Origin of the sequence: Aestuariispira insulae, from assembly GCF_003385955.1 — a bacterium.
Classification (GTDB): Bacteria; Pseudomonadota; Alphaproteobacteria; order UBA8366; family Aestuariispiraceae; genus Aestuariispira; species Aestuariispira insulae.
Map to the genome: position 1 here is coordinate 1 of NZ_QRDW01000010.1, position 21,368 is coordinate 21,368.

Sequence of the window (21,368 nt, forward strand, 5' to 3'; positions counted from 1 at the left end):
CATGCCCCCATACTGCTTGCAAACAACAACGTAACTGAGCAAAACTTTAACCGACGACTCTGCCTATAGCTGGAGGAACTCTGGGGCTCAGGTCATTTTGACTAAACGATGTTTTCGTACGATGTCAGGCTCCGCGGCCCGATCGTCCATTTTGACTTCGTAATAAACTGAACCCGCACGATATTCGACCAAGACGTCCGGTATGTAGTACCGGTTCTTCATTCCATCTCGATAATCGAGCCTCTCAGGCTGCACTTCGAAACAGATGACTTCCGGATCTAATTCTAGAAGTTTCAAGAAATCACGTTCTGGCTGCGATTCCCAAGGCAACGATTTTTTGCACTTAAAGCTATGAAAAAGGCCGTTAAATCGATTTCGCCCCCTATTGAGGACAGGTTCTCTAACTCGCATTTCAACCTCCGTACAAAATTTGGACAAAGGCCACCTGCTGCGAGAATCAATCTCGCCTCTTGCCTGGATAAGGAAATGGTGCTAGAGAGGGTATTGCTAAATAGGCCTCTTTAGGCAGACATTGACCGTCCCGGCTTGCTGGTGGCGGTTTTTGTTTCTATTGCTCCTTTTCATTCACAATATGAAACAAAGTAGAGCGAGCCTGGTTCACCGGCAAGTTCCCGCATTCATTTGATTTTGCAGGGGGCACCTCTTCGGATAAATGAGTTTTGTGCGACTTTTTTAACCTAGTGCTTAAGCCAAGCTAATATTTTCACCTATTTTGCTTATATTTTTTTTCATCGATTTTCATAGTCTGAAACTGGTTAAAAATTCCAATAGCAAGTGGCTGCTTATATTTTCGCGATCTTGCTTATATTTTTCCGAGATAAATTTAACTATGAGATCACTCGGAAACTCGGATCAGGCCAAATAAATCTTGTCCGAATATTTTTTTTCGAAAAATGCACCAAACGCACAGAAAGTGCGATTCACTACAGCGCGGTATTATAATACCGCGAATCGGTGTGATGCTCGTTGCAAGTACGGATCAAGTTTGTTTGGGTAAAGTCGAGTGCCAGAGACATATCCACATCACATTAGAAAACACTGATGCAAATAACTTTGGCCAGAATTGCAAACAACTGTGGCACTCGACAAGAGAAATGGTGGGCCCGGCAGGAATCGAACCCGCGACCAATCCGTTATGAGCGGACCGCTCTAACCAACTGAGCTACAGGCCCCACCATGGACGGGCCAAGTGACCCGCCGCCATTTCCGATTTCTAGCCAAGGGGTCAGGATGTGGCAAGCGGAAAAGGATATGGCCGGCACCATCATTCCGCAGCAGCCGGCATATAAACCACATTGTCAGCCTCATTGTTGGCCGCCCCCCCGCTTTCCATGCCGACCTTTGGCCTTGCCCCTTCCGGAGCGGCACCTTCGGTGCGGCTGGCCGCATGCAGGATCCCAAACAATTCTTCGCGCATCCCATTCAGTGCCTGCACAATCCCGCCCATCGCACCGGAAAGCTGGCCCGCCGCCTCGCCGGATGTCTCGGCCGAACGCTGGATCGATTGATTGCTGCCCGCCACCTTCTCGGCATTTTCCGCAGAGCTTTTCACATGACCGGCAATTGAGCGTGAGGCCTTGATCTGGCTTTCGCAGGACCGGGTCAGCTCACCCATGGCGCCATTCACATCGGCGATTCTGTCGTCAATCGTCGCAATGGCCTTGGCCGCGCTTCCTGAAACGGACCGGATAGCTTGGATTCGGTTGCTAATCTCCTGAGTTGAACGGGCGGTTTCCGCCGACAGCTTCTTCACTTCCTGGGCAACCACAGCGAAACCGGACCCGGCCGACCCGGCGCGGGTGGCCTCAATGGTGGCATTCAGCGCCAATAGATTGGTCTGCCCGGCAATATCCTGGATGATCTGGACAATCTCTTCCACCTGATCGGCGGCGCGCTGCAATTCCTCAACCGTTTTCTGCGAGGCCGCCACATCCCGGCTGGCGAGCCCGGTCAAATGGCGCTGTTGATCAACCGCCCGGCTCATCTGGTCGCCATTGCTGACCAGATTTTCGGAAAGCTGCAGGATCTTGGCGGCGGTTTCCGCATTGGCACCGGCCAGTTGACTGGCCTGATCCGCCTGGGCCTGGTTGTCATGGGCCAGACGGGTCAGACCGGCTGCCTTATCCGTCATATCATGGGCCCGGTTGGTCAGATCCTTCATGCTGGTCCGCATGCCGCGCTCAAGACTGTCGGCAACGGCGGTGAGCCTTTCTTCCACCCGGCGCTTGGTTTTCTCCCGCTCCGCATCCCGGCTGGCCCGCAGACGGTTCGCTTCTTTTTGGGCATCCTGGATCTGATGCAGACCGATCGCCAGGGCACCAATCTCGTCCTTGCGTTCCACCTCACGCAACGACACTTCTTTTTCCGCAGCAATATCCTTCAAGGCCTGCTTCAGACGCACAAGAGATCTGGTGATCAACATGCGCCCAACCATATAGGCCGCTGAGATCGCCACGAGAATCGCCAACAGGCCACTGCCCGCCACCAACGTCTTGACCCGTTCCACGAAATCATCCACCGCAGCATCCTTTTGCTTGATCTGGTCAAACTGGAACAAGATCTCCACCCGGCTGTTTTCCGCCGCCAGCGCCGCATCGGCCAGGCTGGATTTCAACGCACCAATCTTACGCACAATGGCGTCTGCGCCAGCATTGTCAGCGACGATCTTATCCACATCCGCCTGCAACTGATCCTGGGGGACGCCCTTGAACCGGTATTCCAGAACCACATTCTTAGGCTCACCATTCTCAAACAGACCAAATGAAACGGCACCGCTGCCGTCATATTCATCCACCACGAAACGGCCCGGTTTGCCGACGTCCCTGCGGACTTTACGCTTTTTATAGCGGGCAACAATGGCATCACGCCCCTCATGCTGAACCGGTTTCGCACCCTTTTCCGCCGCCCAACTGCCAAGCGCGGCCACGGGGTTGACCTCCAACTGGTTCGGGATTGCAAGATATTGTTCTTGTAATGCAAATACCTGTTCACGCAGGTCATGGTTGGTTTCCGCCAACATCTGGTTCCGGGCGTTCTCTTCATCCAGAACCTGATTGAGCAGGACAATATAACCGCCGATCTGTCCGGCCATCACAACGGTCAGGACCAGAGCCAGAATCAGCACGAATTTCACATCAATTTTTTTACGCAGGGCACGAAGCATCATCGTTCAACTTTATGCAGGGAGAGGGGCAGCCTTTTGAATTCCGGACCTTCCTAGGCCTGTTCCATGACTCTCCGGTTACATTTGCATAAAAATTGACACGATTTTGCCACAGACAAGAAAAAACCCGCCATAAAGGCGGGTTTTCTCATTAGTTATCAGCAAGCTAACCTGTTGACTTATTTTTGCTGTCCAACGATCAATAATCCAGGAAGCTGCGCAATTTGCGCGAACGGCTCGGATGTTTGAGCTTGCGCAGGGCTTTTGCTTCGATCTGACGGATACGCTCGCGGGTGACCGAGAATTGCTGACCGACCTCTTCGAGTGTGTGGTCCGTATTCATGCCAATGCCGAAACGCATGCGTAGCACACGTTCCTCACGCGGGGTCAGGGATGCCAGAACCCGGGTGGTGGTTTCCCGCAAGTTGGACTGGATCGCCGCATCCGACGGCAGCAACGCATTCTTATCCTCGATGAAATCACCAAGGTGGCTATCTTCCTCATCCCCGATCGGGGTTTCAAGGGAGATCGGCTCTTTGGCGATCTTCAGGACCTTACGCACTTTTTCCAGCGGCATATGCAGCTTTTCGCCCAGTTCCTCCGGGGTCGGCTCCCGGCCGATCTCGTGCAGCATCTGGCGCGAGGTCCGGACCAGCTTGTTGATCGTCTCGATCATATGGACCGGAATACGAATGGTGCGGGCCTGATCGGCAATCGAGCGGGTGATCGCCTGACGGATCCACCAGGTGGCATAGGTGGAGAATTTATAACCGCGGCGATATTCGAACTTATCCACCGCCTTCATCAGGCCGATATTGCCCTCCTGGATCAGATCCAGGAATTGCAGGCCACGGTTGGTGTATTTCTTGGCGATTGAAATCACCAGGCGCAGGTTCGCCTCAACCATTTCCTTCTTGGCCCGGCTGGCTTCACGCTCCCCCTGCTGAACCAGCTGATTGATCCGGCGGAATTCCGGCAGCGGCACGCCGGATTCGGCGACAATATCCCCGATCTGGCCGCGGATTTTTTCCGCATCCACACCATAGTTGGCAGCAAATTTCGCCCAAGGGTTGGATTTACTGGCCATATCTTCCAACCAGTTGGGATCCAATTCCCGGCCATAATAATGCTTAAGGAAATCCTCGCGCTTCACCCGGCATTTTGATGCCAAACGGAACAGCTTGCCTTCACAGGACGTCAGGTTCTTGTTGATGGTATAGAGCTGCTCCACCAGATCTTCGATCCGGGCATTGTTGAGGCGCACACTGTCCATCAGCTCGATCAGTTCCCGGCGATGCTTTTCATAGGTGCGTTCTGTCGAACGGGAGGCCTCTTCCCCTTTTTGCAGGCTGACCATCCGCTTGTCCTGAGCCTTCTGCAGCTTGCCGTAGGTCGCGGCAATCTGTTCAAAGGTCTCAATCACGGAGGGTTTCAGCGCCTGTTCCATGGCGGCGAGAGACATATTATTCTCATCGCTATCACCATCTTCACCGCCTTCACCATTCTCGCCTTCCTCCCCCTCTTCACCGGAGGCAGCGCCTTCGGCACCGTCCTCGGCGGGCTTGGCTTCGGCAGGCTTGACTTCGACCTTTGGCTCTTCCTTAACCTTGGCGGCCTTGGCTTCCTCCACCTTGGCCTCTTCCTCCTGATCGGCTTCGTCGGCCAGGATGGTCTCTTCCTCATCCATATCCTCGGAATCCGGTCCGCTGGACATGGTGGCGTCAAGGTCAATCACGTCGCGCAGCAAGATGCGGCCTTCGACCAACTCATCATGCCAATGGGTGATCGCGCGCATGGTCAGCGGGCTTTCACACAGCGCGCCGATCATTTTCTCACGGCCGGCCTCGATCCGCTTGGCGATGGCAATCTCACCTTCACGGGACAAAAGCTCGACAGACCCCATTTCGCGCAGATACATCCGCACCGGGTCATCGGTGCGACCGACCTCTTCATCATTCAGATTACCGGAAGGACTGCTTTCCTCTTCCTCGTCGGAGGAATCGTCGGAACTGTCATTGTCGCTTTCTTCATTATCGATAACATTGATGCCCATCTCGGAAAGAAGGGTCATCGTGTCTTCGATCTGATCCGTGGAAACCTGATCCTGCGGCAGGGCGGCATTCAGCTCATCAATCGAGATGAAGCCTCGCTCCTTGCCTTTGGCGATCAGCTTTTTCACCGCCGCCTTGGGATCTTCCAGTACCGGGTTGTCCCCGCTCTGGTCTTCGGTTTTCTTGGATTCCTTCGCTTCAGCTTGTTTGGTGGACATTAAGCCAGCATCCTCAAGTCATGCAAACATGCGGCACGGGCCTCCCGGCTCAACCGCATTTAATTCTTCAATTCCTTCCCGGCCGCCAGGTGCAGGCCGGTGCCGGAAACCACATCCAACCGATTGAGTCCCGGACCCGGCCTCTGCAGCGGCTATTCGGGTCCTGCCAACGGTTGTCGCCTGTCGCTTCCAATCGCCCCGTCTCTGATTGCCCGCTCACCCATCAAGGTTCAGGAGCGGTCAATCCAATCCAGTGCAATGCGCGTCTCCGCAATCGCGGTCACCGGTCCGGCCTCTCTGGCAAGTATCATGACTTGCGGGCTCTGAACCGCTTTCATTTCGCGCGCTTTCACCATGGAATGAGAAATGGGATTTCACGATCTCGGCGTCAAGGGTTTCCTCATAAGAAACCATCTTTTGGCGAGCAGAGGGAATTTTGTCAAGGTTTCGATTGGATTTCACAGGAAAGAAGATGGCAAACCACCGGCCTTAATCAAAACTTCGTTCATCTTCGATCCGGCGCAGTGCATCGATTGCCCGCAAAATCCGCTCCTCACGATCCTGGTTCTTTTCACTCAACCCGGATTTCACCTCCTGCTCCAGGCTGGCCGATGCGTGGGTCCGGTTGAAGATATCGTCCAGAATGTCGCGCGCATGGCCAAAAGACCGGTCACGCCCCAAACCATAGGTATGAAGCTGCATCGTCGCAAACAGCTTGGCGGTGATTTCCGCGCATTCCCCGTTTCTGAGCACATTCATCACGGCTTCCGAACTTGGATCCTCGAGAGTTGCATAGGCCCGCAAGATCGTCTGGAATACCCGTTGCAGATCCGGTGCAAACGGGATCGCCCCCACCTGCTCCTCGAATTCATCCAGAAGATTGGGATGAAATCCAAGGCAGGCCAGAATGGTTTTTTGCTGCATCACCCCAAAGACATTGCCACCGGTATTTTTTTTCAACACCTGGCCGCGCAATTCCTGGCTATGGGGCGCTGATCCCTCGATCCGGCGATAGGGCTTGGAAAAACGCCTCTGGGGAGCATAACCGCCGGCCTTCCCGGCGCCGCCATTCCTTTGCTCGCGCATCAGTTGCCAGATCCGGTCGCCAAAGGCCCGGCGATAATATTTCGCCACCACCTCGTCCGGGATGGCATCGGCAATCTCGTTAAGACGCACTTCAAGATCCGCGCGCTGCTCCGGCGTGGTCACCGGCTTGGCCCGGCTTTCCCGCTCCCACAGGAATTGGTCCATAGGCTTGGCACTGTCCATGACCGCCTCAAAGGCTCCGCGCCCCTCGCTTTGGACCAGGCTGTCCGGATCCTGCCCCTCGGGCAGGAAGACAAATTTCATGGACCGGCCCGCGCCCAGCATCGGTATCGCGCGATCCGCCGCCTTGGCCGCGGCACGGCGGCCCGCCTCATCGCCATCAAAACAGAGATAGGGCAGCTGATCCATCTGCCAGAGCGCCGTAATCTGGTCTTCGGTCAGGGCGGTCCCAAGAGGGGCAACGCCGCCTTCCAGGCCGGCCTGGGAGAGTGCAATCACATCCATATAGCCTTCCGCCACGATCAGGGGCTGTCGGTCATGGGTCGCCTGCCTGGCCTCGGCAAGATTATAAAGGGTGCGTCCCTTGTCAAAGAGCGGCGTATCCGGCGAGTTGATATATTTCCCCACCCCGGCCGCCTTGGCATCGCCCATAAAGCGTCCGCCAAAGGCAATGATACGGCCACGCCGGTCGGCAATGGGAAACAGCACACGGTCGCGGAAAAAGGCATAAGGCGCCCGGCCATCCCGGCCCTGGCGAAACAGCCCGGCCTCGATCAACAGTTTCTGCTCCACCTCCTGGCCGGTCAGCTCGCGCATCAGGGCACTGCCATCGGCAGGTGCAAAGCCCAAGCGGAAGCGGGCGATGGTTTCATCGGTCAGACCACGCCCTTTGAGATATTCCAGTGCCTCCGCCCCGGCGGAGGACCGGAGCGCACGCTGATAATGCTGGCAGGCAATTTCCATCACCTCATAGAGGCTATGGCGTTTTTTCTCCCGCGCTGCCTGTTCCGGGCTGGCTTTTGGCACTTCCAAGCCGGCCTGGTTTGCCAGTTGCTCCACCGCCTCGGGAAAACTCAGGCCCGATGTCTTGATCAGGAAGGTGAAAATATCGCCATGCTCACCAGTGGCGAAGCAATGATAAAAGCCTTTTTGATCATTGACGGTAAAGCTGGGCGTCTTTTCCGTCTTGAAGGGGCTCAAACCTACATATTCATTGCCCCGCCGGGTCAGTTTGACCTTTTGCGAGACAATTTCGGAGACGCGGATACGCGCCCGAACCTCATCCAAAAATCCATGCGGATATGCCATGACGGAAACTTAACATAAAAACACTGGCGACAATTCACTATATCCCCGGCAAAGGGCCTGTCCAGTGCTCAGATAAAACGATCCCCGGGTCAGGCCCGGGGATATCAACATCTATACAGCGCTGATCATCATGCCGGATCCGTTCCGGCAATCCGCAAAATGTCAGCTCAGCTTCTGCTTCACCAGGCCCGACGCCGTGCCAAAATTCATCTGGCCCGCATAGCGGGTGCGCATCTCACTCATGACCCGGCCCATATCCTTGAGGCCCTCGGCGCCCAACTCGGCGATCATCTCGTCAACCTTGTCAGCAACCTCATCATCGGAAAGCTGCTTGGGCAGGAAACGTTCGATCACATCAATTTCCCGCTGTTCGGATTCGGCCAGCTCAAGACGGCCGCCCTGCTCATACATATTGATGCTTTCCCGGCGCTGCTTGACCATGGTCTGCAGCATCATCAGGATTTCCTCTTCCCCGATACCTTCGGCCTGACCCTTGGAACGCGCGGCAATATCGCGGTCTTTCAAAGCCGCCAGAATCAGACGCAGCGTGGCCAGGGACGCGGTGTCCTTCGCCTTCATTGCCTCTTTCAGCGCCTTGTTCAGCTCTTCGCGCACGGTAGCCTCCCTAAAGAAAATTGCAATCAGACCGGGTACCGATTCCGGCCAATCCGGGGACGTTATATAAAATTGCAGAGAAACGCAACCTTCATATTTTTGCTAAGTGATTGAATATAAACAATTAATTAATTTGAATGATTCTTGACGGATCGCCTCTCTTCCTTTAAAAACCGGCAAAATCATATGCGAGGATCGCAGTTCCATGACAATTGAACTTGAAAATATGACGCCGCCGAAGAACGCGACGGCAGTCGTTGTGCTGGCCGATGGAACCGTTTTCTGGGGCCGCGGTGTCGGAGCCGTCACCACCAAGGTTGGCGAAGTTTGCTTCAACACATCGCTGACTGGGTATCAGGAAATCCTGACCGACCCCAGCTATGCCGGGCAGATCATCACCTTCACATTTCCCCATATCGGCAATGTGGGCGCGAATTTCGAAGATGTCGAAACCACCACACCGGCCGCATTGGGCTGCATCCTGCGCGCGGATATCACAGAGCCCTCCAACTTCCGGGCGGTTTCCCACCTTGATGGCTGGCTGAAATCCCAGGACCTGCCGGGCATCACCGGGGTCGACACCCGAAAACTGACCCGCTATATCCGCGACAATGGCGCGCCCAATGGGGTGCTGTGCCACAATCCGGAAGGCCAGTTCGATCTGGTTGCCCTGCACAGCCTGGCAAAAGAATGGCCCGGCCTGGAAGGCATGGATCTGGCCAAGCAGGTTTCCTGTACCCAGGCCTACCAGTGGGAGGAAACCACCTGGAAGCTGGGTGAAGGTTACGGCCAGCTGACCAACCCTAAATTTCACGTGGTCGCGGTTGATTTCGGCGTTAAACGGAACATCCTGCGTATTCTGGCAGGCCTCGGCTGCCGCCTGACCGTCGTACCGGCTGAAACCACCGCCGAAGAGATCCTGGCGCTCAATCCCGATGGGGTCTTCCTGTCGAACGGACCTGGCGACCCGGCAGCCACCGGCGAATATGCCGTGCCGATGATCCAGGGCGTGATTGAAAGCGGCAAGCCGGTCTTTGGCATCTGCCTCGGCCATCAGATGCTGGCCCTGGCCGTGGGCGCAAAATCCGAAAAAATGCATCTGGGTCACCGCGGCGCCAACCACCCGATCAAGGACCTGACCACGGACAAGGTGGAAATCACGAGCCAAAACCACGGCTTTGTGATCAATAAGGACAGCCTGCCGGAGAGCGTCGAAGGCACCCATTATTCGCTCTTTGACGGTAGCCTCGCCGGCATCCGCCTGAAGGATAAACCGGTCTTTTCGATCCAGTATCATCCGGAAGCCTCACCCGGGCCCCAGGACAGCCACTATCTGTTCAAGCGGTTTGTCGACCTAATGGAAGACCGGATCTGACCAATAATAGATCCAGACGTGAAGGCCCCGCGGCATTGCCTGCGGGGCTTTTTTCTTTCCTAGAGCCTGTTCCCATTTTCCGAGAACAAATGATATTGCTCTGCCGCTACTTGAAAACCGATATTCTCGCCCGTGCGGACGCCGGAAATACCGTTTATCCTAGCGATTCCCCCCTCCATGAAAGCACTGTCAAAATGGACCAGCGTGTCCGCCCCAAGATGCTCGACCGCCGTCACAACACCACGGAGCCCCCCATCATCCACCGGGGTCATATGTTCAGGCCTGATTCCGGCAAAAACCCGGCTGCCCGCCGCCCCCTCTGCCGATAAGGCCGTTTGTTCCGACAAACGAATCACCGGATTGCCGCCTGACCGGTCGAGATCAGCGGAAAACACATTCATTTTCGGCGAGCCGATAAATTCCGCCACAAAAACATTGGCCGGCCTGGAATAAAGCTCCAACGGTGTACCGACCTGCTCGACCTTGCCTTCTCGCATAATCACGATCCTGTCGGCCAGTGTCATCGCCTCCACCTGATCATGGGTGACATAGACCATCGTCGCGGCCAACTGCTTATGAAGCCTGGAAAGCTCCATGCGCATTTCCAGCCTCAGGGCCGCATCCAGATTGGACAGTGGCTCATCCAGCAACAAGACCTTTGGATCCCTGGCCAACGCGCGCCCGATCGCCACGCGCTGGCGCTGACCACCGGATAGCTGACCCGGCTTGCGGTCAAACAACGCCCCAAGGCGCAGACTCTCCCCGACCGCCGCCACTTTCTCCGCGATCCTTGCCCTTGGCAATTTCGCGAGCTTCAACGGAAACCCGATATTTTCCGCCACAGTCATATGGGGATAGAGCGCATATGACTGGAACACCATGGCAATGTTGCGGGCCGCGGCCAGCAGTTGGTCCGCACGTTGACCGCCAATCCAGAATTCGCCCGATGTGATATCTTCCAACCCGGCAATCAACCTGAGCAATGTGGATTTCCCACAACCGGATGGCCCGACAAACACAACCAGCTCGCCGCTGTCAATCGAGAGGTCCACCTCGTGAATAACCGGGAACTCCCCAAACTTCTTATTGACCTGTTTTAGTGTCAGCCCCGTCATGCCAATGCGTCCTCTTCCGAAAATTTACCCGCCACCCCCTGATCCAAGCCGATTTCTTCCGCATTCGGATAGCGTCGGGGATCAGATGAAATTGCAATTGAAGCGGTTCGAACCGCCAGCTCCAGGCAAGCCTCCATAGGCAGGCCACGGGCAAGCGCCGCCAGGAAGCCGGCATTAAAGCTATCTCCGGCACCAATCGTATCGACCGGCTGCACCATGGCGGCGTCCACCGAGAGTGGTTCCGCACCCAAGCGATCAATGCGCGCGCCCCTGTCCCCGAGTTTGGTGACAAATACGGCTCCTTCCGGCATTTGGTAGAGCGCCCGGCTAACATCCGGCAAACCATCGGCTTTCACATCCCCCAACAGGCCTTCGGCTTCAATTTCGTTCAGCAGAAGGATGGATACCTCTCCCAGCCATCCAAAGACTTCCCGGCGCAGCTCTTCGGTCCAGCCGCCGGTCGGCCATGCTGTATCCAGGGCAACCAGCCCGCCGCGCGCGCGCACATACCGGAATATCTCCGGCAGGCCTGGGGCCAGGGCCGGCATCAGCGAGGTGCCAACAAAGAGAACGATGACTTCATCCAGGCCCATGCCCTTCAAGCGGTCCATAACATCCTCGGGCTTGAATACCGCCACATGCCCCGGCGTGCTCAGGAACGTCCGCTCACCGTCCGGATGGGTAATCCCCACGGTCAATGCCGTGTCGACATCTTCAACGATCCAGTCCTGCGACAGGCCGCCGTAACGCTGCCGCAACCAATCACCAAAAAGGTCCTGGCCGACATTGACGATCATCCGCTGGCGGCAGCCAAGCGCCGCCAGAGCCATGGCCGTGATACCCGCACCGCCCCCCTCCCGCAGGCTCGCATTCGGGAGAATGACTTCCGTACCCGGCGTTGGCCATGGCTCTTGGGGGCCCATGATGAGATCAACATTAACCGTGCCCACCGTCACCACCTCGGCCCGTTCGAGCATTGCCAGGGGAAAATCACTGTTTTTTCTTTTTTGTGGAATAATCGGTTTCATCCTTTGACACTCCCACTCATCAGGCCGGATACCAGCGATTTTTGCAGAAAATAGGCCAGCGCCACCGGTGGAATTGTCGCCAGGATTCCAGCCGCCGATATCAGGCCGTAATCCGCCACCCGGCCGGCCGCAAAATCAGCAATTGCAACCGGCAGGGTCTTGGCCCTGATATCGTTGGTAAAAAGCAGCGCATAGAAAAATTCATCCCAGGCCATCAACACAGCCATCAAGGCAGCTGCACCCAGGGCCGGCTTGGCAATCGGGAGCGTCACATGCCAGATCACCTGCAACCGGTTGGCCCCATCAATAATCGGCGCCTCATCGAGATCCATTGGGATGCCATCAAAATTGCTTTTCAACAGCCAGGTGGTGAATGGAACCAGGATCCCGCAATAGACCAGAATGAGAGACAGGTGGGTATTCAATAGCCCCAATTCCCCCATCATCGCATAAAGCGGCAAAACAATGGCCACAGGTGGCATCATGAAAGTCGCAATCGCTACAAACAGCAGCGATTTGCGGCGCCTGCCGGGCAAACGGGAGAAGCTGTAGGCTGCCGGCACTGCCACAGCCAGGGAAATAGCGGTCGCACTTAACGCCACGATCAGACTGTTGCGCAACGCCGTCAAAAAGCTTTCCGCCACCGTGCTGCCCCCGCCGCCCAGAAGCTTGGCGTAATTTTCCAGGGATATCGTTTCAGGGATCCAGGTCAGCGGCAGCGCCGTCAGATCCCGGGTTGAACTGACACTCATGATGAACAGCCATAAAACCGGCGCGAGCAGAACTGCACCTAACAACAGGGCCAGGCTATAAATCATGATCGTTTGGGAGGGCGATCGACGGGTCATGCGGTTTCCCCCTGTCTTTGCAAAAGCTTGAGATAGACGGCAATCAGCGCCGCACTGATCAGGACCACAATCAACGCATAGGACGCACCTGATCCCACACGCATATAGGCGAACGCCTCCTGATAGACATGGAAACTGACGGTTTTGGTGCTGCTGGCCGGGCCCCCACGCGTCATCACATAAATAATGTCAAAAACCTTGAAGGCCTCTATCGTGCGCAGTACCAAAGCCACACTGACCGGCGCAACGATGGCGGGGAACACAACATGCCAGAAACGCTGCCAGGCATTCGCGCCATCCAGAAGCGCCGCCTCCAGATGATCCCTTGAGATCGTTTGCAGCGCCGCCAGGGTGATCAATGCCACCAGTGGGAAATTTTTCCAGATATCCGCTAGCGCCACCATTGTGAGGGCCGAGGACGGATCCCCCAGCCAGCTGCGGTATTCGGCCAGCAGGCCCACCTGGGTTAACAGGGCGTTGAGGGCGCCGAAATCAGGTCCGTAGATCAGACGCCACATCATCGCATTGACCACAGTTGGCAGAGCGAGCGGTAAAATCACCAGCGCCCTGAGCAGGGTCCGGCCGTGGAATTCCTGGTTCAGCAACAGCGCAACCAGCACACCGAGCAGAATTTCCGCACTGACCGAAAACACCACAAAATAGACTGTATTACCGATAGAGGATCGGAATTTCGCATTGCCAAGCGCTTTGAGGAAATTCGTCAGCCCCACCCATTGATCACTGGTATCGGGTGAAACCAGATGGGCCGCTGTAAAACTGAAATAGACTGTTTTGATCAATGGGTATCCCGCCACCCCGACGATGATAATCATCATCGGGGCAAGCAGGTACCACGCAACGGTGGTTTTGGACATTTGCGTCATTGGAAATCATTTTGCCCTTAGTCGAGATTGGCAACAGTTTCAGCCGCTTCCCGCAAAGCATCTTCGGGGGATTGATTTCCAAGCAGGGCGTTTTGAATGGCCAATTGTAATGCAGCGGACATTTCCTGATAAGACGCCTTGGTCGGACGCGGATACATGGCCGCCAAACCAACCTTGGCAGCAACCAGCAGCTCTTCCTGGCCCTTGGCGATTTCAGGATTATCATAGGACGCCTTCCATACCGGCAGGCTCAGACGGGCAAAGTCTTCCTGCACAGGCATTGAGGTCAGATGCTGGATATATTTCCAGGCCAGGTCCTTGTGTTTGCTGTTGACCGGAATACCCAGCCCCATGGACCCATTGACCGCAGACGCTTTGCTGATATCGGCCTCCCCCAAAGCAGGCGCGATCCGAACCTGGCCGGCAACCGATGATTCCTCCGGATTGTTGGCAAGGCTGTACATATAGGTCCAGTTGAGGGCGAACGCCGCCTGACCGCTGGAAAAGGTGCGGCGCACATCTTCTTCGGAATATTCCCTGGAGTTGGGATTGGTTAAGCCCGCCTTGATACTGTCCACCATATATTCCAACGCCTTTAACCCGCCGCCAGAATGAAAGACTGGGTTCTTCTTATCATCCAGAAATTCCCCGCCCATTGCAGACAACAAGGTGGTGTAATCACAAATGACGGCTTCGGATTGCGACCAGCTCCAAACCAGTGGATATTCCACAACCCCTTTTTCCTTCAGGGTTTTCGCCTGCTGAACCAGCTCGCCCCAGGTCGCCGGCGGACTATCGATTCCCGCCTTTTTCAACATGGCTTCGTTATAGAACAGATATTTGGTATCCACGATCCAGGGCATGCCATAATACTGCCCATCATATTCTACAGTAGACCATGCCCCCTCCAGGATTTTCCCCTTGGTCGTGCTGTCAATCTTGTCACTGACATTCTCCAGCAGCCCATATCGGGCAAATTCCGCCGGCCAGATGACATCAAACAGAACAACATCGTAACCATCCGCAGCGTTGTGGGATAAAACGATTTTGTCATGCAGCGCCTCGTAGGGCACAAACTCCAATTTGACATCAGTACCGGGGTTTGCCGCTTCGAAAGCTTCTGTCATCTGTTCGATATCTTGCTCACTATAGGCCGCCTGGGCCATGAACAAGGCGCTCAATTGGGTGTCCGCCCCCAAGGCAGCGCCAGAAAACACCAGGCTTCCCAAAGCGGCAGCCAGCCATTTATTTCCCAGTTTCATTGTAACCTCCCTGTTTCAAGGTTTGCGCCACCCGACAAATCACTCTTATGTTTGTATCTTATCACTGTCTGTGGCAGTTTTAGTCGAGACTCATTTATTAATTCAATTTGATTTAATTAATATAGCGCGGAAGTTTTTGATGACAACAAGAATCTCGAAACCGGGACAAAACAGGTCTTTCATGCAGGGTGTTTCCGGTACAAATCTGGGCTTTGCCAAGGAACATAATCTCCGCGCGGTCATCGATGCCGTGCGCCGCCACGATGCGTTGACCCGCGCTGAAATCACCCGGATCACCGGGCTTTCCGCACAAACCATCTCCAACCTCGTCGGCGAATTGGAAGCACGTGGCCTTCTGGTGGCCGGCGCGCCGCAAAAAGCCAAACGCGGTCAGCCGGCAAGGCCATACAGCCTCAACCCAAACGGTGGCTATTCCATTGGCATTCAGGTGGATTATCAGATGGCACTCGCCACATTGGTCAACCTGTCCGGTCAGGAATGCCACCAGATCAAAAAACAGATTGCGCGCCCTTCCCCGAATGACGGCGTCATCATATTGTCCGAGATCATCGACCGGCTTTTGATCGAAAGCGATGTCGCCCGCGAACGGGTATTCGGGGTCGGGGTGGCAATTCCAGGTCCCTTTTGTGTCAGCGGCCCGACCGGCATCGGCCCGGGCTGGGTCGAGTTTCCCGTGGCTGAACGGCTGAGCGAACGCAGCGGCCTCCCGGTGATAGTGGAAAATGATGCTAATGCCGCCGCAATCGCCGAACGGCTGCATGGCGCAGGCCGCAACAACGACAATTTCATTTATATTTTCATCGGCATGGGCCTGGGGGCCGGCCTGTTCATCAACGGACAAATTTACCGGGGGCTGCGCGGCGCGGCGGGCGAGATCGGCCATATCATCGTGGAACCGGGCGGCAAAATCTGCGAATGCGGCAACAGAGGATGTCTGGAACGCTACGTTTCCCTGCGTGCCGCCTACGAAGCCATTGGCGAGGCGGAAGACGATCCAGACAGCCTGGCCAAATTGGAACAAAGGCTCAACGACAATGACCCCGCCGTGAAGGCCTGGTTGAAGGATGCCGCCGAAAAGCTGAGAATGGGCATTCTGGCTCTGGAAAGCACCCTGGATCCCGAAGCCGTTTTCATCGGTGGCCTGTTGCCATCCAAACTGGCGGAAGCGCTGATGGCAGAGTTGTTACCCCCCCTGCCATCAGTGACCACCCTACAGGGATCCGGGCAAGGTTCCGGAGAACCTCATATCCAGCTCGGCAGAAGCGCCCCTTCCGCGCCGGCCCAAGGTGCTGCCAGCGTCCCGATTTTCAATGAGTTCAACCCGGGGCCGACCTGATCACAAGCCCCCACCTCCCCACTTCGGCCAGAAGGTCAGGTTAGTGCATTATTGCAATCATGGCGATCCGGCGTCCGGCGGAACGTCATGGTCCAGTTCACCTCCCAACTCTTTCCTCCATCCGCTGAAAAGGCCTGCTCCCATACCGGGGTCGGGGTTTCCATGCTCCGCCAGCGGAACCGGACCTTGATCGGGCGGCCTTCGAAAACATCTTCCGCCAGAAAGATCCCCTCGCCCCCTTCAAATCGGCCGACGACCGGCACATCCATGCCGTGGGGGGACCGTCCGTCCAGCCACCAGATCGCCCACTCCCCGCTTCTTTGGTCAAAACTGCGCACCGACATGGCGCGGTAATCCCCCTCGGGCAGCGCCAAGAGATTATCATCCACATTGCCTATCCCGCCCAAGGTCGGCCAGACAGCGACACACCCGCCAAATTCCTGCCAGTCATCCGCTCCGGCCAGACGGGTTTTCAGCCGCCGATGTGCGACCTCCCATTGACCATGCAGAAAATCAAACTCCGTTCCTGGCACCACTGTCATTTTGAATGCTTCCCTTTATCTATACCCCTATCCGCCGGTTGCCGGATCAGGATCGTCAGCTGCTCGTTTCTTTACGGGCCGCACTCTATCTCCGCCCTGCTGACAGGGTCTTGTCAGTAAGGAACGCTCAGACCGATATTTTTTCCGCACAAATTTTTTTGGGCGACTGCCGTCTCTTCGATAAATACCAATTTTCGAGTTTGTTGAAAAATCAACAACTTCTGACAAAACCAATGAAATTGGCAGTTTTCTGCAGCTTTGACCGGAATTTTGCCCCCCGGAAATAGCGCGAATTTATCTTGCATTTTCGGTAATTTCATATCAAAACCGGTCAGGAGACATGGAAATGTCGCGATCAGAATTCCTGCCCGCATGAGACGGGCAACGGGGGACAGAGATTATGAAAACCATTTATCGGGCGCTTGGCCTGCTGGCTGTCGGCCTTCTGGCAGCACTGCCTGCTCGGGCCGGCGTGATCGACCTGGGCACAGCCGATGACTATACGCTGCTGGCGACCGGTTCGGCATGGGGCGGCTCCATGGTGCTGGGTTCCGAAGTGGATATCGGCGGTAATATCGGTGCGCGTGACAGCGTACTGATCGGTACCGGCTCAACCATTGACGGCAATGTGGATGGCGGCCTCGTTCATTTTGACGCCAGCACCAGCATCACCGGTGCGGTTCAGACACGCTCCGGCGGCTACTGGGATCAGGTCACCAGTGATCTGAAAAATGCCTCTCTCTTTGCTGCCAACATGGCCGGCAGCGATAGGGGCAATATCACCGATACCACCATTTTATCCGGCGGCGGTGTTTCGGTTTTCCATCTGGACGGCCTCGCACTGGGCTCCGGCGAGACCCTGTTCCTGGATGGTGACGCAACCTCTGAATTTGTCATTAATGTCAGCGGCAGTTTCATCATGAATGGCGGGGCGGAAATCGCACTGCTCAATGGTCTGCAGCCCGCCAATGTCACCTTCAACATCCTGGAAGCATCCCTGATCCAGATGAATAACGCCATTGCGGTTGGCACCTTCATCGCGCCAGAAAGCTATGTCCAGCTGGGCGATGGCAATATCCTTGAAGCCACCCGCTTCCTGGGCGGCGCCATGCAGGGCAACCTGCAGTCTGTGCGCCCGCCCTCGGTTGTTGATGTACCGGCACCGGCCATGATCGGCCTGATGTTGATCGCCATTGCCGGCGTTGGAACGATCCGCCGGTCCCGCTAAATCAAAGCGACATTCTGTAAGAAAAAAGCGCGGCCGGTTTCCGACCGCGCTTTTTATTGCCTCCATCCCTGCGTTTTTACCGGAAAGCCGGCTCAGAGAAACTTCTCAGCTTTCGGGAATGCAGCCGGTCGACGCCCTGTTCCTGCTCGCGGAGCATGCGGATCGCCTCGATTGAGATATCCAGATGCTGGCTGATCCGTTCCTTGTAGAAGGCATTGGCCATGCCGCGCAGCTTGATCTCCCCATGCATCGGCTTGTCCGAGACGCAGAGCAAGGTGCCATAGGGCACCCGGAAGCGAAAACCGTTGGCGGCAATGGTGGCGCTTTCCATATCCACCGCCACAGCGCGGGACTGGCTGAACCGTTTGGAAAGTTCGGAATATTGCAATTCCCAGTTCCGGTTATCCGTGGTGGCCACAGTACCGGTACGCATGGAGATCTTGAGGTCCGGACCGGTCAGGCCGGTGACGCTGGCCACCGCCTGTTGCAGGGCCACCTGCACTTCGGCGATCGGCGGCACCGGCACCCAGGTCGGCAGATCGTCATCCAGCACATGGTCTTCACGCATATAGGCATGGGCCAGCACGTAATCCCCCAGTGACTGGGTTCGGCGCAGGCCGCCGCAATGGCCGATCATCAGCCAGCAATGGGGGCGCAGGACAGCGATATGGTCGGTGATTGTCTTGGCGTTGGAGGGCCCAACCCCGATATTAACCAACGTAATACCGTCCCGATCCGACCGTTTCAGGTGATAAGCCGGCATCTGCGGCAAGTGATCCAGCGGCCTGCCCGACGGCTTTTCATCGGAATAGCGCGGGTTCGGCGTGATCACATCACCAGGTTCAACAAAGGCTTCATATTCATCGCCATTCTCCACCTGATCGCGGCTGTATTTAATGAATTCATCCACATAGCGCTGATAGTTGGTGAATAGCACGAATCGCTGGAAATGGCTGGCATGGGTTGCCGTGTAGTGCGCAAGCCGCATGCAGCTCAGATCAACCCGGACCGCAGAAAAAAGCGACAACGGGAAAGGATAGCCCGGTTTGGGTTCAAACGTGCCGTTGGCAATGGAATCATCAATATCCGCCAGGTCCGGCATGGTGAAAATGCGTTGAAGATCCTTCACATCATCGGAGGTCACATCCGCGGTCGCATGCTCGATCACAAAAGGCAGCGGGATCGGCCGATCGGATATGCCGATCACCACGGATGTACCATGGCTTTTCATCAACAGCGCGATTTGTTTTTTCAAATAGCCGGTGAACATGTCCGGCTGGGTCAGGGTTGCGCCGTAATGCCCCGGGAAAGAGAGCGTTCCATAAGACATGTTCAGATCATGGGCCGGATGCGGGTTATCCACCCGCAGGCCCAAATACGGATAATAGGCCTCCACCGGCTCAATTTCCCGGTTGCCTTTGGAAAACTCATCAAAGGCGCGATGGATCTTCTCCACCTCTGTTTCATAGAGGCGTTTGATCTCTGCAAAAGCAGAATCCGGATCGGTAAATTCCGTGAGATTACGGGCGTTGCCGTGGCCAGTTCCTGGCATGATATGTCACCTTATTTTTGTTGTTATTGTGACCCCGCATTCTGTCTTACTTGGCAGGGCGTTACAACCTTCGAAATCAGTAGGGAACAATAGAATGATCCTCCGCCTGCCGGGATTGACTTCCCCCCCCGACAGCCGTCAGCCTACCCCCATGGTTCCACAGGAAAGTTCCAGTTTCATGACCGACCCGGCCTCTGCCTATCACGCCCATATCTATTTCGACCAGGACAGCCGGGAGGCCGCCTTGACCCTGCGGGAGCAGGTGGCCGCCGCCTTTCCCGATCTGGAGATCGGCCGGTTTCACGAACGGGAGGTGGGGCCCCATCCGAAATGGAGCTGCCAGATCGCCTTCCCCCTGGAGGCATTTGGCACCCTGATACCCTGGCTGATGGCCAATCGCGGGTCGCTGACCATATTTTTGCATCCACTGACCGGGGATGATCTGGCCGATCATCGTGACCTAGCCTGCTGGCTGGGCCGGGAAGAGACATTGAAGCTGGAGATGTTTGGCGCATGACCACGGAACGCGCACCCTATTCCTACCGGCAGGACCCTGACGTGCCGGACTTTCCCGATGGCAAGCCCATCATCATCTTTGACGGGCATTGCGCCTTTTGCTCGGACTGGGCGCGCTTTGTTCTGAAACATGACCGGGAGGGCCGGTTCCGCCTGCTGGCCGCCCAGACGGATCTGGGCCGAGCGCTCTATGTCCATTACGGCCTGGACCCGGAACATTACGAAACCAACATCCTGATTGAAAACGGCATGGGATGGTTTAAATCGGAAGGATCAATCCGCATGGCGGAAGGCCTGGGCTGTCCCTGGTCCCTGGCCGTCATCTTCCGGCTGCTGCCGCTGCCGGCACGTGACTGGCTCTATGAACTGATCGCCCGCAACCGATTCAAACTGCGTGGTCGCCTGGAACAATGTTTACTGCCAAGCGAAAAAGAGAAGGCCCGGTTCCTCGGCCTGTAATACCAAAGGGTAGAAAAAACAAAACCCGCAGGTTTCCCTGCGGGTTTTGATGGTGGAGCCAAGGAGGATCGAACTCCTGACCTCTTCGCTGCCAGCGAAGCGCTCTCCCAGCTGAGCTATGGCCCCTTTGCCTTCGGCTTCATCTTGCCGTCGGTGGCGCTTTTTATACGCACCCATTTCCGACTTGCAAGAGGAAAAATTGCCCAAGGCTACATTTTTATGACCTATGCCACTTTTTTAGGTCTCGTCGCCGTCGCCATCCTTATCGGAAGCCACAACTGCAACACCATCATCATTGTCGAGATCGCTGGTATCCTCCAGGATATCGTCATCGGAATCATCGATGGCATCATCGTCGGTTTCCAGCAATTCAACGTCGCCGCTGTCCGCTTCCTTCGCAGGCTTGGCACCCTCGGACATAACACTTCGACCGCGCTTCAGTTTGATGGCCGCTTCCGGATCAAACGGGGAATCGCATTTCGGGCAGTCAATCGGATTACGCTGCAAATCGTAAAATTTAGCACCACAGCTCAGGCAGGTGCGCTTCAGGCCCCATTCGGGTTTCGCCACAGGAACTCTCCTCGGATATCTCTTAAGCCATCCAGGTTTCGGTCAGCCGCGCGCCAGCCATGCACCATCTAATAAAAACGGCTGGTCTCACGCCTTCGGGCCGACCAAGGCGACCTGGTGAATAAACACGTTGCAGGGCAATAGCGAAAATGGCCCCCCTCTGTCAAAAGCATTTTGACGATTCCTCCATTTTTTTGCACGCATATTAT

The 21,368-nt window shown here is 55.9% G+C and carries 19 protein-coding genes and 2 tRNA genes; 5 read left to right on the forward strand and 16 right to left on the reverse strand.

Features of this window, described 5'->3' with window-relative positions; all coding sequences use genetic code 11:
* Positions 1 to 87: 87 nt before the first annotated feature.
* The 6 genes from DFP90_RS23435 to DFP90_RS18100 all read right to left on the reverse strand — a co-directional run bounded on the left by DFP90_RS23435 (position 88) and on the right by DFP90_RS18100 (position 8,423).
* Complete coding sequence (locus DFP90_RS23435) at positions 88 to 411, reverse strand: TnsA endonuclease N-terminal domain-containing protein (RefSeq protein WP_115938008.1); 324 nt, start codon at positions 409 to 411, stop codon at positions 88 to 90.
* 705 nt (positions 412 to 1,116) lie between these two features.
* Positions 1,117 to 1,193 (reverse strand) — tRNA-Ile (locus tag DFP90_RS18080).
* Between the two features lie 92 nt (positions 1,194 to 1,285).
* A complete protein-coding gene (locus tag DFP90_RS18085) occupies positions 1,286 to 3,187 on the reverse strand; it encodes a methyl-accepting chemotaxis protein (protein ID WP_115938010.1) in 1,902 nt (633 codons plus the stop codon).
* A 196-nt stretch (positions 3,188 to 3,383) separates the two neighbouring features.
* On the reverse strand, positions 3,384 to 5,453 hold the full coding sequence (gene rpoD / locus DFP90_RS18090; RefSeq protein WP_115938012.1) for an RNA polymerase sigma factor RpoD: 2,070 nt from the start codon (positions 5,451 to 5,453) through the stop codon (positions 3,384 to 3,386).
* Positions 5,454 to 5,942: 489 nt separating this feature from the next.
* Positions 5,943 to 7,808, reverse strand: coding sequence for a DNA primase (dnaG, locus tag DFP90_RS18095; RefSeq protein WP_115938014.1), 1,866 nt, complete (start codon positions 7,806 to 7,808; stop codon positions 5,943 to 5,945).
* 162 nt (positions 7,809 to 7,970) lie between these two features.
* Complete coding sequence (locus DFP90_RS18100) at positions 7,971 to 8,423, reverse strand: GatB/YqeY domain-containing protein (protein WP_281269702.1); 453 nt, start codon at positions 8,421 to 8,423, stop codon at positions 7,971 to 7,973.
* Between the two features lie 205 nt (positions 8,424 to 8,628).
* Here DFP90_RS18100 and carA point away from each other — a divergent pair, with 205 nt between their 5' ends.
* The gene (gene carA / locus DFP90_RS18105; protein ID WP_115938016.1) at positions 8,629 to 9,798 is read left to right on the forward strand and encodes a glutamine-hydrolyzing carbamoyl-phosphate synthase small subunit; all 1,170 of its coding nucleotides are present in this window, start codon (positions 8,629 to 8,631) and stop codon (positions 9,796 to 9,798) included.
* Between the two features lie 59 nt (positions 9,799 to 9,857).
* Here carA and DFP90_RS18110 read toward each other — a convergent pair whose 3' ends face one another.
* The 5 genes from DFP90_RS18110 to DFP90_RS18130 are packed head-to-tail and all read right to left on the reverse strand — an operon-like array spanning position 9,858 to position 14,935.
* Positions 9,858 to 10,913 carry an ABC transporter ATP-binding protein gene (locus DFP90_RS18110; RefSeq protein ID WP_115938018.1) on the reverse strand — a complete coding sequence of 352 codons (1,056 nt, stop codon included), beginning with the start codon at positions 10,911 to 10,913 and terminating at the stop codon, positions 9,858 to 9,860.
* Positions 10,910 to 11,941 carry a carbohydrate kinase family protein gene (locus tag DFP90_RS18115; protein WP_218044727.1) on the reverse strand — a complete coding sequence of 344 codons (1,032 nt, stop codon included), beginning with the start codon at positions 11,939 to 11,941 and terminating at the stop codon, positions 10,910 to 10,912. Before DFP90_RS18115 ends, DFP90_RS18110 begins: the two co-directional genes overlap by 4 nt.
* The gene (locus DFP90_RS18120; protein ID WP_115938020.1) at positions 11,938 to 12,789 is read right to left on the reverse strand and encodes a carbohydrate ABC transporter permease; all 852 of its coding nucleotides are present in this window, start codon (positions 12,787 to 12,789) and stop codon (positions 11,938 to 11,940) included. The genes DFP90_RS18115 and DFP90_RS18120 overlap by 4 nt, the downstream gene beginning before the upstream one ends.
* A complete protein-coding gene (locus DFP90_RS18125; protein ID WP_218044728.1) occupies positions 12,786 to 13,673 on the reverse strand; it encodes a carbohydrate ABC transporter permease in 888 nt (295 codons plus the stop codon). Before DFP90_RS18125 ends, DFP90_RS18120 begins: the two co-directional genes overlap by 4 nt.
* Before the next feature lie 17 nt (positions 13,674 to 13,690).
* A complete protein-coding gene (locus DFP90_RS18130) occupies positions 13,691 to 14,935 on the reverse strand; it encodes an extracellular solute-binding protein (RefSeq protein ID WP_115938022.1) in 1,245 nt (414 codons plus the stop codon).
* 139 nt (positions 14,936 to 15,074) lie between these two features.
* Between DFP90_RS18130 and DFP90_RS18135 the strand changes: the two genes are divergently transcribed.
* Positions 15,075 to 16,292 carry an ROK family transcriptional regulator gene (locus DFP90_RS18135; RefSeq protein WP_181905440.1) on the forward strand — a complete coding sequence of 406 codons (1,218 nt, stop codon included), beginning with the start codon at positions 15,075 to 15,077 and terminating at the stop codon, positions 16,290 to 16,292.
* 35 nt (positions 16,293 to 16,327) lie between these two features.
* On the opposite strand, the gene DFP90_RS18140 is transcribed toward DFP90_RS18135, so the two are convergent.
* A complete protein-coding gene (locus tag DFP90_RS18140; protein WP_115938026.1) occupies positions 16,328 to 16,834 on the reverse strand; it encodes a DUF1579 domain-containing protein in 507 nt (168 codons plus the stop codon).
* Between the two features lie 113 nt (positions 16,835 to 16,947).
* Positions 16,948 to 17,154, reverse strand: coding sequence for a hypothetical protein (locus tag DFP90_RS18145; protein WP_147301054.1), 207 nt, complete (start codon positions 17,152 to 17,154; stop codon positions 16,948 to 16,950).
* An 80-nt stretch (positions 17,155 to 17,234) separates the two neighbouring features.
* Here DFP90_RS18145 and DFP90_RS18150 point away from each other — a divergent pair, with 80 nt between their 5' ends.
* On the forward strand, positions 17,235 to 18,062 hold the full coding sequence (locus tag DFP90_RS18150; protein WP_115938030.1) for a choice-of-anchor A family protein: 828 nt from the start codon (positions 17,235 to 17,237) through the stop codon (positions 18,060 to 18,062).
* A 76-nt stretch (positions 18,063 to 18,138) separates the two neighbouring features.
* On the opposite strand, the gene DFP90_RS18155 is transcribed toward DFP90_RS18150, so the two are convergent.
* Complete coding sequence (locus DFP90_RS18155; protein ID WP_115938032.1) at positions 18,139 to 19,614, reverse strand: AMP nucleosidase; 1,476 nt, start codon at positions 19,612 to 19,614, stop codon at positions 18,139 to 18,141.
* Between the two features lie 178 nt (positions 19,615 to 19,792).
* Between DFP90_RS18155 and DFP90_RS18160 the strand changes: the two genes are divergently transcribed.
* Together DFP90_RS18160 and DFP90_RS18165 are read left to right on the forward strand one after the other, a co-directional pair.
* Positions 19,793 to 20,131, forward strand: a complete 339-nt coding sequence (locus DFP90_RS18160; RefSeq protein WP_115938263.1) for a DOPA 4,5-dioxygenase family protein — start codon at positions 19,793 to 19,795, stop codon at positions 20,129 to 20,131.
* Entirely contained in the window at positions 20,128 to 20,589 is a 462-nt protein-coding gene (locus DFP90_RS18165) for a thiol-disulfide oxidoreductase DCC family protein (protein ID WP_115938034.1), read from the forward strand. Before DFP90_RS18160 ends, DFP90_RS18165 begins: the two co-directional genes overlap by 4 nt.
* Positions 20,590 to 20,639: 50 nt before the next feature.
* On the opposite strand, the gene DFP90_RS18170 is transcribed toward DFP90_RS18165, so the two are convergent.
* Together DFP90_RS18170 and DFP90_RS18175 are read right to left on the reverse strand one after the other, a co-directional pair.
* A tRNA-Ala gene (locus DFP90_RS18170) sits at positions 20,640 to 20,715 on the reverse strand.
* A 111-nt stretch (positions 20,716 to 20,826) separates the two neighbouring features.
* On the reverse strand, positions 20,827 to 21,159 hold the full coding sequence (locus DFP90_RS18175; protein ID WP_115938036.1) for a TIGR02300 family protein: 333 nt from the start codon (positions 21,157 to 21,159) through the stop codon (positions 20,827 to 20,829).
* Between the last annotated feature and the right edge of the window lie 209 nt (positions 21,160 to 21,368).

What these genes read in the sequence shown, in the direction of transcription:
- DFP90_RS18150 (WP_115938030.1), top strand. Translation starts at nt 17,235, where the DNA reads ATGAAAACCATTTATCGGGCGCTTGGCCTGCTGGCTGTCGGCCTTCTG.
- DFP90_RS18155 (WP_115938032.1), bottom strand. Translation starts at nt 19,614, where the DNA reads ATGCCAGGAACTGGCCACGGCAACGCCCGTAATCTCACGGAATTTACC.
- DFP90_RS18160 (WP_115938263.1), top strand. Translation starts at nt 19,793, where the DNA reads ATGACCGACCCGGCCTCTGCCTATCACGCCCATATCTATTTCGACCAG.
- DFP90_RS18130 (WP_115938022.1), bottom strand. Translation starts at nt 14,935, where the DNA reads ATGAAACTGGGAAATAAATGGCTGGCTGCCGCTTTGGGAAGCCTGGTG.
- DFP90_RS18145 (WP_147301054.1), bottom strand. Translation starts at nt 17,154, where the DNA reads ATGAAATTACCGAAAATGCAAGATAAATTCGCGCTATTTCCGGGGGGC.
- DFP90_RS18120 (WP_115938020.1), bottom strand. Translation starts at nt 12,789, where the DNA reads ATGACCCGTCGATCGCCCTCCCAAACGATCATGATTTATAGCCTGGCC.
- DFP90_RS18140 (WP_115938026.1), bottom strand. Translation starts at nt 16,834, where the DNA reads ATGACAGTGGTGCCAGGAACGGAGTTTGATTTTCTGCATGGTCAATGG.
- DFP90_RS18110 (WP_115938018.1), bottom strand. Translation starts at nt 10,913, where the DNA reads ATGACGGGGCTGACACTAAAACAGGTCAATAAGAAGTTTGGGGAGTTC.
- DFP90_RS18125 (WP_218044728.1), bottom strand. Translation starts at nt 13,673, where the DNA reads ATGACGCAAATGTCCAAAACCACCGTTGCGTGGTACCTGCTTGCCCCG.
- DFP90_RS18115 (WP_218044727.1), bottom strand. Translation starts at nt 11,941, where the DNA reads ATGAAACCGATTATTCCACAAAAAAGAAAAAACAGTGATTTTCCCCTG.
- DFP90_RS23435 (WP_115938008.1), bottom strand. Translation starts at nt 411, where the DNA reads ATGCGAGTTAGAGAACCTGTCCTCAATAGGGGGCGAAATCGATTTAAC.
- rpoD (WP_115938012.1), bottom strand. Translation starts at nt 5,453, where the DNA reads ATGTCCACCAAACAAGCTGAAGCGAAGGAATCCAAGAAAACCGAAGAC.
- dnaG (WP_115938014.1), bottom strand. Translation starts at nt 7,808, where the DNA reads ATGGCATATCCGCATGGATTTTTGGATGAGGTTCGGGCGCGTATCCGC.
- carA (WP_115938016.1), top strand. Translation starts at nt 8,629, where the DNA reads ATGACAATTGAACTTGAAAATATGACGCCGCCGAAGAACGCGACGGCA.
- DFP90_RS18085 (WP_115938010.1), bottom strand. Translation starts at nt 3,187, where the DNA reads ATGATGCTTCGTGCCCTGCGTAAAAAAATTGATGTGAAATTCGTGCTG.
- DFP90_RS18165 (WP_115938034.1), top strand. Translation starts at nt 20,128, where the DNA reads ATGACCACGGAACGCGCACCCTATTCCTACCGGCAGGACCCTGACGTG.
- DFP90_RS18135 (WP_181905440.1), top strand. Translation starts at nt 15,075, where the DNA reads ATGACAACAAGAATCTCGAAACCGGGACAAAACAGGTCTTTCATGCAG.